Raw genomic sequence first — 14,688 nt, forward strand, 5'->3', positions numbered from 1 at the left:
TTTTAACCTCCTATCGTGTGCTGCTGGGATGCTTTATTTTCTGAGCCCTTACGACGGAAACTAAAAAAGTGCTTTTTTGTTTGTTTCTCTACATCACGTATGGTCATATCTTCAAACAACTCACAAGATAGTTCATGTAAAACACGTTTATATGTTTTATTTAATTTGTTATAAGGAATGACATGCTCATGTTGCATCATCATTCTTAATTGCAGCTCAGCATCGTCATAATCAAACACAAAGGAATTTTCATCAAAGGTTGGTCTATTCTTCATTAGTGTTTCTATATAATCAGCAGGGATTTTATAGACCGATTCAAAATGTACACGGCGAATTGTACTCGTTTCATTCTCATCGAAGTAACGATGAAGCAAAGAAACATCACCCGTTAAGTTAAATCGTTCATTATCACTGACATAGAGTGTGAGATCCGATTCTGGCCATTCTTTTAAAAAACTTGATACTGAGTCAATATCGATAACTATACAGTCATAATTAGTCGTTGTTGTATTAGTCATACGAAGGTTTCTCTCAACATCTACCCAATCGGTAGCGCCGCACACAACATCAATACTTTTTAATGTATGAACAACCTCTTCTGATTCGAGTTGATTTAAACCATTAGATTGAAAGTATCCATTTAAATAGTTATCTGCAGTAGTTGCATCAACAATTAATACTTTCTTTTTCATTGTGTGCATTGTATTTGCAAGGTAAAATGCAAAATCTGCTTTGTCCTTTGTTCCAATGAGAGTAACGATTTTCACTAGTTACTACCTCCTTCACTACCACCGACAAGTTCAAGTTGTTCCTGCTGTGCTTGTTCATTTATTGCATTAATGCGTTCTTCAGCTGAACGTTTTTCTTGATCTTGACTCACTGCGTTTTTAGTAGCAGCCTCACCTGATTTGATTTTTTCCTTAGTGGTTTCATCCATTACTTTTAAATTTTCTTCAACACGAGCTCGATTTTGCATTTCAAGATTTAACTTGGCGATATTGACAATGTTAGGGTCCTTTTCGATTAATTCTTTTACATTCAATTTAACTGGGTAGTTCATTTCTGCTTTCTCTTGCATGTGTTCATCAACATAAGACATTGCGTAGATTTTTGCACCATTTTCGTAAGCATCAACAATTGCAGAACTCATTGTCATGATTTCCCCTTCGTCAATGTCGAACCAAACCGTAACGCCAAGTGCATCTTTTACTTTCTTTTTAGAAAAAAGTACAAAGTCATCACCGGTAGGGAATTGGATACGAATATCTATGTACTTCCCAACTTCGAGTTTGCTTGGCAATTCGATAAATGCATATTCACCTTCACGAATATCGTTTGTAATCATTTCATCCGCATATACGATTGAATCAGTTAAAATCATACCTTCAGTAAGGTCTGTCTTTGCATAATAAGGAACATCCCCTGCTTCCCAGGTGTTAGATAAGAAGCGGTCACTTGCTGCTGCACCTTCTGGCACGTAAACTTCTGTTAGCATTGACTCTGTAATTTGTTCGCCTTTAGCTACATTTCTATTAAGTGCTAATGCATTTTCACTTTGATCAGCTACTAACTGTAAAGCATCCATCTTACCCTTGTATTCTTGCTTCAATGCGATTTCCCGCTCTTGTACCTTGCTATAGGCTAGATAACCGCCTCCCGAAGTTAATAAGAGCATAATTCCAGCCCCAGCCAACCCCGAATAAATCAATTTTTTTGTACGTAATCGTATAGCCATTCTCTACTGAGCCTCCTTACACTATGTAGCCCTTATGGACTTAAGATAAATATTTAATTATGGTGAACACCAAAGATGTAATACCGGTACTTAGTAAACCCGTTGTAATTAATGCCTTTTTAGAAAAAACAGATGAAGATGAATTTTTTATAAAATCACCAAGAACGTCTTTAACGGTGGATTCCGCTTCCTTTGTTATTTCGTATGGATAATCCAAAGTAGGCATAGCGTAAATATCCCTATAATCTAGGCGGCCCCTTAAATCGTCTAATTTTTCATTTCCACAATTGGGTACAACAAGGACGCAATCCGTTATATCTAGTTGATTAAAGGTCATAAAATTGTGTATCCAATTAATCTTCCACTCATCCGCCGAGCAGACAATACACCGTATATGGGCACGCTTTATTTCTTCCGTAAATGCTGCTGCATCCTCTAAATCTCCGTAATCCAGTACGACATACTCATATGCAGAATATAGAACGTTCAAATTCAAGTCCTCGCGGTATTTGTAATGCGTAATACCGTCTATATCAAATGAGTCATCCTTTTTTATGTACTGTTTTTCACCTTCATATTCAGCGTGAATGCGATCAAAATCCTCAGAATAATTTAGTTCAACTACAGCAACAGTGTGACCAAGCTTAGCTAGATACTTTGCGATAGTTAGAGATGTGTGGGTAGAGCCCAAATGTGCTGCTACATTCGCAACTGCTATCAAAACAGTTCCAATTACAGTAACCCTTTGCTCAGGTAATTCTGTAATGTTTAAAGGTAGTAAATCTAGGACATCTTTAAATTCATCATTCTCGGATTCGTTCTCAACCCTTTTTGGGAGCTTTTCTTTTATGGTACTAACCATTTGTTTTACCGAATCTGTTGCTTGCTGTGCCCGCTCTATAACTGTTGTATTATTCAAGCTAGGCTCAGACTTCTTTTTGCTAATGGCGCCATCTTTCCCTTGAACTTCTCTTGAGCCTTTATCTGTTAACCGCTCATTATTAGCCGCTTCCTCTTCAATCATTACTTGCTCGTTCATTTCATCTTGTAACATGGCTTCAATTTGTAAGTTGCCAGTGCCAAACCTTTTTGCGTTAGAGAAGCGGGGCGGCTCGAGTAATTGGTTGAATGTAGTGAGTTGGATTGTTTGTTCATGAAAAATATCCAGTACATTTCTTGCAACTAGATCACTGAGAAATGTGTCTGTCCTATCACGTACACACAAATAAACAACCCTTACTGATTGGTCATAACGTAGTCGCCATTCTTCAATAAGCTGGAGCATTTCTTGGTCTCTCGCTTTAGTATCTGTAATGTCAAAATCAGATGGTAAGTAATGATCATGAATGACTACAATATCAGGTGCTTTAAGTTCAACACTTTCATTTAAATACTTACGATGCAGTACTTCGTCTTTTAATACATCAAATCCGATACTTCCTAAATAGTTACGTAACGAATTCGATATATTGCCTTCAGCAATTGCTAGTAATACTGATTTACTCTCTGCTTTAGACATAATTAGCCTCCTTTGCAGGTAGTTAGTTACTAAGAAAACAAAAAACACCCCAATCTTTAAGAAACGTCTGTTAATTACAGTCGTTATCAAAAGATTGGGGTGTTCCCATTCTGCATATTTAATTTAAAAGGCGACCTAAGCCGCCTAGCTCTCATAGCTTACTTGCAAATTAAATACTCACTACTACATAAGTAATTAATTTGTATTTCAAGTTAAACCTTTGAGGCTCAGATGATGATTAAAATGTAACATATAACCATTTCTTATGTCAATACTTCTTAAAGATTAAACACTCAAGCGTATTCGTTGTAGCTTACTGAAATCAGCACTTGGCCTTGCGAATGCTGAAGTGATTGCACCAGGTTCTTCGTCATTATCGAACCATTCATCTACCAAAACCCATACATCAAATGGATATTTGTGTAATCCGAAACTTTCATGCAATACCTTCGCCACTTGGTAACTCGAGACTGATAAAATGACGCGGACATGTGCTTCTTTGTCTACGCCAGCTACCTTTAAATAACCAAATTCAGTGAAGATTCTTCGATATTCCTCTAATCTTGTGCGTAAGAAGTCGATAAACCTTTGGCTCATTTGAGCCCTTTCAATTAGCATGTATGAACGGTCATCAAACTCTTCAGTTAAATTGCCTAGCTGCATTAATGCAAATGGCTTTTTCTCATGTGGACTGGATCCTACAACAGGATACCATCGCCAATTGGTTATTAGCTTTGCTTCCACTCCTGCACAACGTATTTCATTTAATGCTACATAACGCTGGATTGCAGTACTCCCACTTTGCTGAAACCACATGTCGGGTTTAGCAAAGAAATTACCACTATAAAAGTGATTCATTAAATACCAACCCCCAATTCCCAAAGTTATGGGCGCAGGATTTTTTAATGAAATAGGACTACCACTTTCATCTAAATAATCAGCTATATAACATTTATGTCTATCAACAAACCCTCGATCTCTTAAATATCGAATATGTTCACTAGTCTGAGAAGCGGATAGGCCCGCTAATGCCATGTATCTTCTCAACTGGTTTTCATTAGAGCATACTGCATCTCCTATAACTTTTAATATAGTGAGCCTAGCTTGATATACATTTTGATTCCATCTTGAAGTATGAGATATGCTATCCATTAATGTCGTAGTAGGACGATGTGTTGTTTTGGGTGTTGTTTTGTAAGAACTAAAGCTTGGATGGTCCCATAAAGAAAGTGAACCATCTTCACGAGGGAACGTTTTCATTTGGATAACTGGTGATTCATTATTTGTCATTAGTTAAATAAAAAGCCGCCTAAATCTCTACGTGTGCGTTTACCTTGTGGATATCCGATAATCACAACGCGCCCTTGTACCCTACCATGGTTTCGTCTTGTAATCGGACTCATGATACGGCATCTAACAAGTTCTCCTACAACTGGTTCCTCTAGTTCCTTAAGTCGGCTAGCTTTTACATCTAGACCACTTTCTAACTCAACAAATATACCCTTAATTGGATCAACATCTGCTACTACTCCAGCGACTAACTGGCCTGGTTCTAATTTTTCTAGAAATACATATGGGTCTGGTAAAGTTAATTTACGTGAAACCTCAACAAGTCCACCTTCACGGTCGAAGCGGCGTACAATTACCTCTATTTCTTCTCCTGCCACAATGTTTAATGCGTCACGTCGGTTCCAAGACCATTCAGCAGAAGTGATAAAACAATCTTTGCCGTGCACTCGCACGTGGACAGTATGCGTATCTTCATTTACACCATTCACAATAGCTTTAAACTTCTGTGACCGTAAGCTATTTGTTTCTTGAAGCATTTCTAATTGATTCCATAATTCTTCAATCATTGCTTCTTGTGCGGTTTTACCGTTCAGGACTAATATTCGACTATTCAATTCAATCTTTTCAATATTAAATTCTATTGCTTGACCTACAAATCGGCTATAACCTCTATACTCACGAATAGAAAATTGCTCTACAGGACAATAACCTGTTACCCCGTTAGGTAAAGCAATAATAAGAATTTCTTTTTTGACCGGTGCGTATTTACCATCAACTTCTTGGCGTGTTTCACTTACTTTAATGCTACGAACAATTCCTTTTACTCTTTGCTTATAGCGCTCAATTCGAGCCAACTCATCTAGTTGTTCCTTACTACTCCATGATTGAATAAGTTCTAATTCCTTTTCTTCAGGTGGTGCTTGTTCAAGTGTCTCACTTTGCATTTGTAGAATTTTTTCATTTTCAGTTGTCATCTATAAAACCTCTTTCATAATAGTTTTAAGACCCCTAATTAATCCGAAAAACAAAAAAGAACACCCCCAATTCAAACTACACGTATAATACGTGCGTTTTCATTGAAAGGGGTGTTCCCTAACGTATTTATTTGTATCAAGTCATAGGTTTAATGATTAGGAGTCTTCACTTAATTTAACTTTCAGAGATATACCAAAGATAAATTGGATTACCTTCATCATACTTTATAGAAAATCTAGAAATCAAGTATTAATTTGCCACTCATTACTTTTCTTCAGTATTGTTAGCTGTTTTCGCTAGGGAATTTAAGAAATTCTCCGTCCTTTCATCGACAAGATCCTCTTGGTATGAAGGTATATTATTGTTTGTTTCAACATTCTGCACTTCAGAGTTATTTCGTCTTCTAGGAATCCCTATTTCCACCGTTTCAAGGACTGGATGACTTGATTGTGATTTAATTGTCTCAATTGATTGAGTGGTAACTTCATTAGTTTTCACTTTAATATCAACAATTTCTATTGTTTCAAGTGTATTTTCTTCTGAAGGTGAGGATATTATTTCTTTATCCTTTTTATTGTCAATCTGGTTTGAAATAAATTTAGGACTTGCTGTATCCATTGCAGTATTACTCTGCGATATCATACGTTCTTGATTATCCAGTTCCTCATTAATCTTAGGTTCATTAGTAGATTTCTTACTATTCACTTTTACTTGCGGAACAATTACTGTTTGTTGAGGCTCCTGATACTGTACTGAGTTTTTTGTTGGTCTAGTAGGCTTAGGTGATTGTAAAGCACGCTCTACTTCAGCAGCGTCCTCTTCATTCAATAAAGATAGTACTAATTCATTCTCTGTCCCAGTTGCATCTGTTTGTTCTTCTGTTATTCGAAGCGGTGTATCTTCTTCCTCATCTGCTGAAAAGACAATTCCAAACTCGTCGACTTTTATTGTTGATTCTCCACGTAATTTTAACCATTTCTTAGCTGCATTCGAATTTACTTGAATAATTGCCGTTTCAAATTCTTCTTTAGCTACAAAATTGGCTTTAATTTTTTGTACAGGCATAGTTTTATTGTTTACAACAATCTTCACTGCACATTCAAATGCATCTTGATATAAGATATCGCTTGCACTCATAGCTGCCTCTTTCACTTTTGAATAAGTAGAGCCGCTTCTAGAAACAGGATTTTCTTGTAATGGTGATACAGATTGTTCAGATTCTGATTCTTTGTAAACATCTTTTTCACCAAACATTTCTGAAAAATATTTAGCGTCAAAGTTAGATACATCTGCATACACCATACGATTACGCATGGCAGCTACTACCGTATTCATATAATCTTCGCCATACGCCCCTCTTAATTGAGTTAGGGTTTGTTGTAATGTAGAGATAATTACTTTATATTTCCTCGACTGCGCAGGGAAGGATGCAAATGAACTGTAATAATATTCTGGTGCCTCATCTATAAGGATATGATGAAATGCAGAAATTTCGGGTTCTCTTCGGAAGGTTGCATTTTGCAAAGTCATTAATATAATTTTACCTAAAACACTGCCTAGTGCTTCTAATTGGCCTTTAGCTGTATTTACAAGTAATATTCCTCCCCCTGTTCCCATATGTTCATCAAAATTGAATTTTGACGGACCAAATAAAACGCGACGAATTAATGGATTGGCACCTATATCATTTAGGATATTCCTAAGACCTTGTACTTTGTCCTCATCGGCATCGGTATAAACAACGTCCCCATTATCATCGGTTACAGCTACAAGATTATTCCCGACACGTTCTTTTAATGGAATGATTACTTTATCAAACCATTTATCGATGTTTCGTAATATCTGCCAATAGTTGTATTCATCCCTACGTTCAATTACATCTATCTTCTCATAACCATCAGGAAAACGATTTTTTAATTTCAAATGCATTTTCCGTACTACTTGTGCATCACTATACATATCTAACAGCATATCAAATGTTACGTCTTTTTCAGGGTCATGCATTTTTAGTAGATAGATATGATGTTTTAAATGGTTTCGTTGCGATTGTTCAAAGAAAAAGTTGCCCCCTCCACCATTATCCGATAAGCCTTGAATAACCTGTGTAAATACCTCAGCTACCTTATCTGTTGGCCCCTGCATTACATTTATAGATGGTGTTTTAGGATTAGTTGGATCTATATAGGTAATAGCTTCATCAGGCATACCATGAGCTTTAGCTAATTTGTATACTTTTTTACATAAATCATTAGAAGGTTCTATTATCGATAAGCCATTTAAGTATCTACCCAGTATTTCTTCTGATTTGAAGTTACTCAATTTACTCACTTTATGATAATCATTTATAAAGCGGGTGAAATGATGTAAATCTTGATTAACTATTGGTAAACCCAAAGCAGCACTTTTACCAGTACCTATACTACCAGTGATATTTGTATTTAAAGTTCTATCCATTGCTGGAATAGTAACCATCTCACCCGTATCCACTCCTAAACCTAATTCAATATCAGGAAGCGGTACAATAGTATCTTCTATTTCACTCAGCTTTTCAAAGTGACGTAAACGTTCCCCTTTCCATTCAAACTTAAAGAATGCGTCTTTTAAGGCTTCATCATGTTGTCTATATTTTGTTAACACAAACATTCCTATGAAAAGAATTACTATAATTGGCATCATCATAAGCATTAAGAAAAAGCCACTTGTCTGGTCGAATAGTACTTTATTTACTGCATCATTTGTATCGATAACACGAGAAATACGGAGATAGAAGAAAGGTAATATATAGTTTTGTACTTTGGTCATACCATATCCAATTACCATTCCAACGTTCGTTAAAAAAAGGATTCCAAATAAGACAACTCTTGATAATTTACCTTTTAATTTAGGAACACGCGTACTAAGTAGCCACCCGAATATACTAAGTGTTGTGACAAATGGTATCCATCCTAGATGAATACCAAGTGTACGACCAACTAATGATGGAAGAAGGAAAGTTTCTTTTCCCCAGTATTGAGTCAGTGTCATTGAACCAACCCTCAACCAACTCCATAAAAAGAAATAGGTTGTTACTGTATATATTACAAGAACTAGAATCATAGGAAATCGCTTTAACCATTTCTTTTTAAGTGACGATATCCTTTCACCTTGTTCATATTTAGCTTCTTGCTCATGTTCTATTTTTTCTTCCAAAGTATCCCTCCTTTCTAAAAAATATAATTTTATCCATGGCGGCTTAATATATGAAGCGGTAAATCTTGTATTTTCTCCACTTGCTCCCCTCTTTGATACATTTCATGAAACAATTCTGAGCTCGTTGAGTATATTGGTACATCTACCTGTTTTAAAGAGCCTATACAATCGAATTCTCTTTCAGTTTCACTTGAATACACCAAAAGTAAGTTTGCAGTAAGGTTTGTCATATCAGATTCATTTATGGTCCTCACACGTTCTATATTGGCCATGATTCGTTTGTATTCAACGGATGAACCCGAGTCTACATAAAGGACAAGGAAATGTCTTGCCTTCTTATCGCTCTCCTTCAGATACATATATTCATCTGCTTCCCATTGAATATCCCACTTTTGGCTGAATGGTTTATATGCAGTTTTTTTAACTGTCTCCAATATGATAGTTCCTGGCTTTACACACCCAACTAAAAAACCAAACCATTGAGAGATAAAAAAACCTCTTTCTGATTGATTAGACATTCTAATCCCCTGAATCCAATTTCCGATAAGTTCTTTTGTAAAAATAGAAAGCGCACAATACACACTAATTCTCAAATCATTCATCCATTCTACGTGCTGTAGTCCAGTACGCTCACGTAAAGTAACTACTCGTCTAGTCCTATCTTTTACAAGTAAGGGAGCAACACTTTCATCCATTACAGCGAATATTATTAAAAGCCTTTTATTATTAGCCAAAGGATGTTGATTTAACCATTTATTATATTGCTTAACTTTTTCAGCATTTGTTGTTCCTCTTTGATTACCTGTATCCATCTCAATTGCAATAATTGTATTTTTATAATCAATTACATAATCGGGCTGTACTGGTACTCGATAAGACTCTTTTCGATTATCTTTAAATGCATCGTGCATACCACCACGTAAAACTAAAGGAACCTTCGATACTTTCCCTTCATGCTCCAACTGAAGAAAATGCATATAAATTTCATTTGCTAATGTAGAAGCGGCCTGATTATGCAATTTTGGAATCGATAACTTTTGCGTTGAAGCATATGCCAACTCTGCATTCAGTTCATCATCCTTCGTATACTCTTTTAAAACCCTAAACCCCCTTAATCCCAAGCGGTAGAAATAACTGTTAAATCTCATGCCTTGCAAATTCATTTCATCGTCTTGCTCTAAAACTAATACACCAGCAGCAACTAAACGTCTTAATCTTTTACTAATAGCATTTTTAGTAGGTGCAGGTATACCTTCAATTTCTCGTGCACACTCCAATAATTTAATTACGTCCCTTGCTCGCATTAGCCGATGTATAGATAATTGTTCTAACAAAATGAAATCATGTGTATAGAGTAACGTACTACTATATCGAGTATTCTTCGGTAAACTATACACCGCCTTTTCTCTCATATTTCCACCTCCCTAAAATGAAAAAACTCGAACACATAACTAACTCTGATGGATATATCTCCATAGAGTTACGTTTGTGTTCGAGTTGTTCTCAAACTATTAAATTACATAAAAAATTCTAGCATGTTTAAATTGGTATCACAAGTTTAGAATTCATGTATTTCAGCTTTGAATGTAAAAATCGACTTATTTATCTTAGCTAATTTACTCACCCCTATGAACACCTTTCAGTTTGCTACTTACTTTCGCTCTTGGAGCGACTGGGAGCCCTGTCTCCGACAGGTTTTAAGAGAGTCCCGCAGAGTGACTCTTACCGAATGACTCAGTCATTTGAAGCAAAACCACCGAATGACTGTCTAAATGAACAATTATAGTTTTTGATTAAATATATTGAACACCCCTTTTGTTTCATCCCTAAAAAGAAACCATTCTTCTTGTGGTCAAAATGATGGGACGGATACTTACCATTTCATCAAGTATGCTGTTTCGATATAAAAGAGTGGATGTTAGTTCATTCACTCTGAAATAAGTACCTCTGGTTCACCAAAGCCCCATAATTTACAATCACTTTTATTGTCATTATTCTTACAAATAATCCAGTGTTCTTATGCTCTTCTATGTCAAATTGATAACATGGGCTTCATTATCATCAAAAGCAAAGGCAATATGACTAATGACAGCATTTTCTAAAATGAGAATACCAATTTAATATTATGAGGTTCTCTAAATTTACCCCTTAATGGATCAATTTATTTTCAATTAATAATTCATTCATCCCTATTTCTAATTCATTTACTCATTGTTCCTTCCCCTAGTTTTAAAAATCCCTCTGTAAATATCTACTAATCTATATGTGTACTTAATTCAATTAATTTTCAAATGAAAATTAAAAACTAATTGAAAATTAAATTACAATTAAGAACTTGCTAATTAATTTAAGTGTTTTTAAATTGTAATTAATTAATTTACAAGTTGAATTAGATAAATCAATTTAAAGAGTTTAATCCAAAAATAAAAAGAATTGATGCAATTACTATTTCATTAATTATTTCAATTATTGACGCAATAATAACCGCTATTATTTAATCAATAATATAACTTGATATAACAGGATTTATGGATTAAAATAAAAATGTGATTAATAAATTGCGGTAATAACTCACGCAATAAAATATGCATTATTGCGCTAGTTATTACCGCAATAGATAATATACTCATTAATTTTTAGATTGGTGGTGAAATTAATTGCAAGAAAACGAATTTTTAGATATTCTTTCTGAACATTTGAGTAATGAAAGTAAATGGTTCCTTTTTATACTACAACAAGAAGGTAAGCCAATTAATAAAGAACTTTTAAAAGATATGGCTAATGAGTCTTTTTTAAACAGAAATAACGAAAAAGGCATTTCAAACAACGAGCCGCTTATCCCATCTCGTCATTTATTAGATATTCACACAGCGAGACTAGAGGGTGCTGGATTAGTTGACGTAGAGAAATTAGGGAGAATACGTATGTACTCAATAACATCTTTAGGAAAAAGGTTATTGGAATATATAGCTACAGCTAAATAGTTCAACCAAATTTATTTCATGGAGGTAATATAATGATCGACACAAAATTAGGAAAAGAAAATGTACCAACAATTATCCAAGACGGCAAAAAATTGAGCATGAAATTTGGCTTTTTCGGTCTAGGAATGGGCGGAACATCTATAGCTGCTACATGCGCGGATATTAAAACGAATATTAAAAATAATCATCATCCATATACAGCCTTACTAATTAATTCAAATGAGATTGATTTAACTAAAGTTCAACCTGTTAATGTAAATACAAAAAAATTGTTAATCGGTAACGGGAAGGGTGCAGGTAGAGATATTTCCATAGGTGAAGAACTATATAAAGAAAAATTTGCTGAAATCTCAAATGCTGTTAAAACACAATTTCAAGATGTTGATTATGTTTGGTTAGTAGCTGGTTTAGGTGGAGGAACAGGTACTGGAGCAGTTATTCAAGCAATTGGCACTTTACTAGATACAGGCTATAGTGGACGATTCGGAATGATTCTAACTTTACCACGACTAAAAGAAGGTAAAACAGTTCTCGATAACGCTTTACAACGTTTACAAAAAATAGGTAGCGTAATGGAAAGTTTAGGTCCAATACTACTTGTTGACAACGAGAAGTTATTTACTGAATTTAGTCAAGAAAGACCAAATTCTTCTGTTTCTGAGTATCTAAAATTCTCTAATAAATATGTCGCTGAAGCTTTACATGAGTTAAACATTGTAACTGCAAGCTATTTACCTACAAGCGAATATCATTTTGACAGTTCTGAATTTGAAAAATTGCTTAAAACTCCTGGTCTATTACATTTTGCTCGCTTTACCGAAAAAGCTTCTTCAATCGATGCTTCTCAACAGTTATCATATGCTCAGAAACTCGAAGATTTAATAAAACAGGGTGTTCTTTCAGATGGGTATGATCTAAAAGATGCAAAACGTCTTGCAGTAAGTGTATTGACAGACACTATGACTGCTAATAGATTGTTTACATTCGAATTTACAAAAACAATGGAAGATTTAATAAATAAAATTTCACCTACTGCCCTTGAAAAACCAATAGCAACATATCAATCTAACGAACAACGAGGGGCGTCAGGAGTTTCATTTTACGCAGTGTTCGCTGGTCTAGGTTTACCAAAAGATAGAATTACTGAAATGGTCCAAGAACATAAAAAATTAAAAGAATTAGAAAATGAACCAAAAGAAAAAATCAATCTATTCGCTGGTTTCCAAAGCGAATCGTCAAATACCCCTAACACTAACAAGTCATTTAACGAATTATTTGGAGACTCTAACGATAACAATAGCAAACCGTTGAATGCTGCAGAAGAATTAAAGAATAAACTGTTTGATTAATTAAGTAATTAATAGAATTAGGAGCTAATCCAAGCGATTAACTCCTAATTTTTTTTTAATTAAGATGTAATTATTAACGATATCTTTAATAATTACGCAATTGAAATCTAATTATTAAAGAAAAACAAAAAATCCAATTAATTTCTAACTAATTATTAAACACTTTAATCAAATTACAATTAGTTTAATTAATTATTAATTTATTTAATCTAATTAATTAGTGATTAAAACTTCTTCTTTTAATTTTTTTTTAATTAAAACTTAATTTCCGATTCAAACTCCTTGTTAATTGGGGGTTCCTACGATAATATGACCTTAAAAGTCTTAATTCTTTTATAATTTTTTTCTAATTATATGAAAGGAGGATTCTATATGGAAGAGAGTAGACAAAAACTTACTGTAGCCGAGAAAAAAGCGTATGTATTAGATACCTATAAAGATGATCCTTTATTGCTTTATATAGTAGACCGACAAGCACAAGACATATTTATGAAATATGCTCAAACTTTTTTTGAAAACGTTGAAATAGATAAACACTATACAAATAACACAGCTACTCAATTGTTAGGCTTTAATTATCCGCAAAAAATATTAAATATCTTAAACGATGCTAAATACTCTAACTATTTAAGACCATACAAAAAGGGGAACCAGTATAGACATAATATTGAAATCCTCTTCAAGTTACTTTTAATTACCTTTCTTTCAGAGTCACTTTTACTTAATGCACCAGATATTTCTACGATTTTAGGTGAAGATGCTGCTTATGTATCATTAAGTGATGATACTGAACGCGCAAACAATTCAAATCGTCAAAATGTAAGTCCTAGTTTCGTAAAGGCTTTAATTGAGGAAAAGGTAACTGAAAGTAAACAGCAAGTGCAAGAGGGTTTTAAACAACTCGTTGAAAAACTAGAGAAAAGAGAGCAATTAAAAGATCAACAATATGCAAAACTACAAAATACACTATTAGAGCATATTACTTTCACTGAAAAAATTAACCGAAAAGAACTGGAGTTAGTTGAAGGGAAAAATAAAATCTATCTACTTCAGGCAGAATTAAATTATATAGATACACATATTAAAACCGAAGAAAGGCAACTTTCAGAGAATAAACGTACTATTGCTGTATTAGTTGATCGGGAACAAGAAGCAGCCCAACAAGCAACATTACATCATGCTGATGAAATCACTGTAAACGTTCCTATCCCTTCAGGAAAAAAGTATGTACCTCGCTTTTTCAAGAAAATTTTCTTTGTCGAAGAAGGAGAAGATATACCGGAGCAGTCTGTAAAAATAACTAAAGAAAAAGATAATGTGAATTTAGAACAAATAAAACAGAGACAAGCTACTTTATTAGGTCATATTGAAGATCTTACATTAGAGCAGGGTAATCTCACTGCCTCTATTGAAAATAGAAAACAAAATCAAGTGAAACTAAAAAATGACCTACAGCAATGGCTTGAAACAGTTAAACAATTAGAAGAGGACCTACATGGCTTGAAATCTAACAAAAGTATTGAAGCTCTTAAAAAACTAATTACGACAAATGATAATTAAAAGCATAATAAAAAAAGCTACCATTGCTGGTAGCTTTTTTATGTCCTTCAAAAAAACGCGTATCAGAGGATACTTGAGCATTAATTT

The 14,688-nt window shown here is 34.3% G+C and carries 10 protein-coding genes; 3 read left to right on the forward strand and 7 right to left on the reverse strand.

Features of this window, described 5'->3' with window-relative positions; all coding sequences use genetic code 11:
• Positions 1 to 2 precede the first annotated feature (2 nt).
• The 7 genes from ACQKNX_RS22505 to ACQKNX_RS22535 form a co-directional block, all read right to left on the reverse strand.
• On the reverse strand, positions 3 to 767 hold the full coding sequence (locus ACQKNX_RS22505) for a hypothetical protein (RefSeq protein WP_427430775.1): 765 nt from the start codon (positions 765 to 767) through the stop codon (positions 3 to 5).
• Positions 767 to 1,735: an SAF domain-containing protein gene (locus ACQKNX_RS22510; RefSeq protein WP_427430776.1), complete on the reverse strand. Its 969-nt coding sequence runs from the start codon at positions 1,733 to 1,735 to the stop codon at positions 767 to 769. The genes ACQKNX_RS22505 and ACQKNX_RS22510 overlap by 1 nt, the downstream gene beginning before the upstream one ends.
• 40 nt (positions 1,736 to 1,775) lie before the next feature.
• Positions 1,776 to 3,254: a hypothetical protein gene (locus tag ACQKNX_RS22515; RefSeq protein ID WP_427430777.1), complete on the reverse strand. Its 1,479-nt coding sequence runs from the start codon at positions 3,252 to 3,254 to the stop codon at positions 1,776 to 1,778.
• Positions 3,255 to 3,539: 285 nt separating this feature from the next.
• Positions 3,540 to 4,544 (reverse strand): hypothetical protein, encoded by a 1,005-nt coding sequence (locus ACQKNX_RS22520; protein WP_427430778.1) that lies wholly within the window; start codon positions 4,542 to 4,544, stop codon positions 3,540 to 3,542.
• The gene (locus tag ACQKNX_RS22525; RefSeq protein WP_427430779.1) at positions 4,544 to 5,518 is read right to left on the reverse strand and encodes a S1 RNA-binding domain-containing protein; all 975 of its coding nucleotides are present in this window, start codon (positions 5,516 to 5,518) and stop codon (positions 4,544 to 4,546) included. The genes ACQKNX_RS22520 and ACQKNX_RS22525 overlap by 1 nt, the downstream gene beginning before the upstream one ends.
• Before the next feature lie 265 nt (positions 5,519 to 5,783).
• The gene (locus ACQKNX_RS22530) at positions 5,784 to 8,708 is read right to left on the reverse strand and encodes a type IV secretory system conjugative DNA transfer family protein (RefSeq protein WP_427430780.1); all 2,925 of its coding nucleotides are present in this window, start codon (positions 8,706 to 8,708) and stop codon (positions 5,784 to 5,786) included.
• Positions 8,709 to 8,737: 29 nt separating this feature from the next.
• On the reverse strand, positions 8,738 to 10,120 hold the full coding sequence (locus ACQKNX_RS22535; protein ID WP_427430781.1) for a replication-relaxation family protein: 1,383 nt from the start codon (positions 10,118 to 10,120) through the stop codon (positions 8,738 to 8,740).
• 1,245 nt (positions 10,121 to 11,365) lie between these two features.
• On the opposite strand from ACQKNX_RS22535, the gene ACQKNX_RS22540 reads away from it, so the two are divergent.
• The 3 genes from ACQKNX_RS22540 to ACQKNX_RS22550 all read left to right on the forward strand — a co-directional run bounded on the left by ACQKNX_RS22540 (position 11,366) and on the right by ACQKNX_RS22550 (position 14,601).
• Positions 11,366 to 11,692, forward strand: coding sequence for a hypothetical protein (locus ACQKNX_RS22540; RefSeq protein WP_427430782.1), 327 nt, complete (start codon positions 11,366 to 11,368; stop codon positions 11,690 to 11,692).
• A gap of 32 nt (positions 11,693 to 11,724) precedes the next feature.
• Entirely contained in the window at positions 11,725 to 13,041 is a 1,317-nt protein-coding gene (locus ACQKNX_RS22545) for a plasmid replication protein (protein ID WP_427430783.1), read from the forward strand.
• 372 nt (positions 13,042 to 13,413) lie between these two features.
• Positions 13,414 to 14,601, forward strand: coding sequence for a hypothetical protein (locus ACQKNX_RS22550; RefSeq protein ID WP_427430784.1), 1,188 nt, complete (start codon positions 13,414 to 13,416; stop codon positions 14,599 to 14,601).
• The last annotated feature ends 87 nt before the right edge of the window (positions 14,602 to 14,688 follow it).

The sequence above is a fragment of the Lysinibacillus sp. NPDC093712 genome, from assembly GCF_050280025.1.
Lineage (GTDB): Bacteria > Bacillota > Bacilli > Bacillales_A > Planococcaceae > Lysinibacillus.

Bases quoted from the DNA above. Each gene is read 5' to 3' on its own strand.
- ACQKNX_RS22510 (WP_427430776.1), bottom strand. From the start codon at position 1,735: ATGGCTATACGATTACGTACAAAAAAATTGATTTATTCGGGGTTGGCT.
- ACQKNX_RS22515 (WP_427430777.1), bottom strand. From the start codon at position 3,254: ATGTCTAAAGCAGAGAGTAAATCAGTATTACTAGCAATTGCTGAAGGC.
- ACQKNX_RS22520 (WP_427430778.1), bottom strand. From the start codon at position 4,544: ATGACAAATAATGAATCACCAGTTATCCAAATGAAAACGTTCCCTCGT.
- ACQKNX_RS22525 (WP_427430779.1), bottom strand. From the start codon at position 5,518: ATGACAACTGAAAATGAAAAAATTCTACAAATGCAAAGTGAGACACTT.
- ACQKNX_RS22535 (WP_427430781.1), bottom strand. From the start codon at position 10,120: ATGAGAGAAAAGGCGGTGTATAGTTTACCGAAGAATACTCGATATAGT.
- ACQKNX_RS22545 (WP_427430783.1), top strand. From the start codon at position 11,725: ATGATCGACACAAAATTAGGAAAAGAAAATGTACCAACAATTATCCAA.
- ACQKNX_RS22550 (WP_427430784.1), top strand. From the start codon at position 13,414: ATGGAAGAGAGTAGACAAAAACTTACTGTAGCCGAGAAAAAAGCGTAT.